The sequence below is a fragment of the Azohydromonas caseinilytica genome (assembly GCF_012927045.1).
GTDB lineage: Bacteria > Pseudomonadota > Gammaproteobacteria > Burkholderiales > Burkholderiaceae_C > Azohydromonas > Azohydromonas caseinilytica.
Map to the genome: position 1 here is coordinate 1486 of NZ_JABBFW010000070.1, position 2473 is coordinate 3958.

General features: G+C 53.6%; 1 rRNA gene (cut by a window edge). It reads left to right on the forward strand.

Features of this window, described 5'->3' with window-relative positions:
- Nucleotides 1-2385: ribosomal RNA gene (locus HHL10_RS29865) — 23S ribosomal RNA — on the forward strand (it extends 156 nt beyond the left edge of the window).
- Nucleotides 2386-2473 lie beyond the last annotated feature (88 nt).

The following is a 2473-nucleotide window of genomic DNA, read 5'->3' on the forward strand; positions in this document are numbered from 1 at the left end:
CAGATCCTGAAACCGCATGCATACAAAAAGTCGGAGCCCTTCGGGGTGACGGCGTACCTTTTGTATAATGGGTCAGCGACTTACATTCAGTGGCGAGCTTAACCGAATAGGGCAGGCGCAGGGAAACCGAGTCCGAACAGGGCGATTTTTAGTCGCTGGGTGTAGACCCGAAACCAGGTGATCTATCCATGGCCAGGATGAAGGTGAGGTAACACTTACTGGAGGTCCGAACCGACTAGTGTTGCAAAACTAGCGGATGAGCTGTGGATAGGGGTGAAAGGCTAAACAAACCTGGAGATAGCTGGTTCTCTCCGAAAACTATTTAGGTAGTGCCTCAAGTATTACCGTCGGGGGTAGAGCACTGTTATGGCTAGGGGGTCATGGCGACTTACCAAACCATTGCAAACTCCGAATACCGATGAGTACAGCTTGGGAGACAGAGCACCGGGTGCTAACGTCCGGACTCAAGAGGGAAACAACCCAGACCGCCAGCTAAGGTCCCCAAAATTGGCTAAGTGGGAAACGAAGTGGGAAGGCTAAAACAGTCAGGATGTTGGCTTAGAAGCAGCCATCATTTAAAGAAAGCGTAATAGCTCACTGATCGAGTCGTCCTGCGCGGAAGATGTAACGGGGCTAAGCCAGTTACCGAAGCTGCGGATGCGCCAGCAATGGCGCGTGGTAGGAGAGCGTTCCGTAGGCCTGTGAAGGTTCCTCGTGAGGGGGGCTGGAGGTATCGGAAGTGCGAATGCTGACATGAGTAGCGTTAAAGGGGGTGAAAAGCCCCCTCGCCGTAAGCGCAAGGTTTCCTACGCAACGTTCATCGGCGTAGGGTGAGTCGGCCCCTAAGGCGAGGCAGAGATGCGTAGCTGATGGGAAACAGGTCAATATTCCTGTACCGGTTCGTAGTGCGATGTGGGGACGGAGAAGGTTAGCTCAGCCAACTGTTGGAATAGTTGGTTCAAGCCCGTAGCCGTGGTCTCTAGGCAAATCCGGAGATCTGAGGTGAGAGGTGATAACGAGGCCGCTTGCGGCCGAAGTGAGTGATACCCTGCTTCCAGGAAAAGCCACTAAGCTTCAGCTACGAGTCGACCGTACCGCAAACCGACACTGGTGCGCGTGATGAGTATTCTCAGGCGCTTGAGAGAACTCTGGAGAAGGAACTCGGCAAATTGACACCGTAACTTCGGAAGAAGGTGTGCCCCCGGTAGGTGAAGTGCCTCGCGCATGGAGCTGAAATGGGCCGCAGAGAATCGGTGGCTGCGACTGTTTATTAAAAACACAGCACTCTGCAAAGACGAAAGTCGACGTATAGGGTGTGACGCCTGCCCGGTGCTGGAAGATTAAATGATGGGGTGCAAGCTCTTGATTGAAGTCCCAGTAAACGGCGGCCGTAACTATAACGGTCCTAAGGTAGCGAAATTCCTTGTCGGGTAAGTTCCGACCTGCACGAATGGCGTAACGATGGCCACACTGTCTCCTCCAGAGACTCAGCGAAGTTGAAATGTTTGTGATGATGCAATCTCCCCGCGGAAAGACGGAAAGACCCCATGAACCTTTACTGTAGCTTTACATTGGACTTTGAACAGATCTGTGTAGGATAGGTGGGAGGCTTTGAAGTACGGTCGCTAGATCGTATGGAGCCGTCCTTGAAATACCACCCTGGTGTGTTTGAGGTTCTAACCTTGGGCCCTGAAGCGGGCTTGGGGACAGTGTATGGTGGGCAGTTTGACTGGGGCGGTCTCCTCCCAAAGCGTAACGGAGGAGTTCGAAGGTACGCTAGGCACGGTCGGAAATCGTGCTGATAGTGCATTGGCATAAGCGTGCTTGACTGCGAGACTGACAAGTCGAGCAGGTGCGAAAGCAGGACAAAGTGATCCGGTGGTTCTGTATGGAAGGGCCATCGCTCAACGGATAAAAGGTACTCTGGGGATAACAGGCTGATACCGCCCAAGAGTTCATATCGACGGCGGTGTTTGGCACCTCGATGTCGGCTCATCTCATCCTGGGGCTGTAGCCGGTCCCAAGGGTATGGCTGTTCGCCATTTAAAGAGGTACGTGAGCTGGGTTTAAAACGTCGTGAGACAGTTTGGTCCCTATCTTCCGTGGGCGCTGCAAGATTGAGAGAGCCTGCTCCTAGTACGAGAGGACCGGAGTGGACGCACCTCTGGTGTACCGGTTGTCACGCCAGTGGCATTGCCGGGTAGCTAAGTGCGGAAGAGATAACCGCTGAAAGCATCTAAGCGGGAAACTCGTCTCAAGATGAGTCTTGCCGGGGCCTTGAGCCCCCTGAAGGGTCGTTCGAGACCAGGACGTTGATAGGCTGGGTGTGGAAGCGCGGTAACGCGTTAAGCTGACCAGTACTAATTGCCCGTGCGGCTTGACCCTATAACTTTGACCCAGCGGTCAAGGTAGAGAATTCAAGGTTGTTGCCCGAAAGAAGGCGACGCAATCAATGAGCTGAAGTCGACTCTAT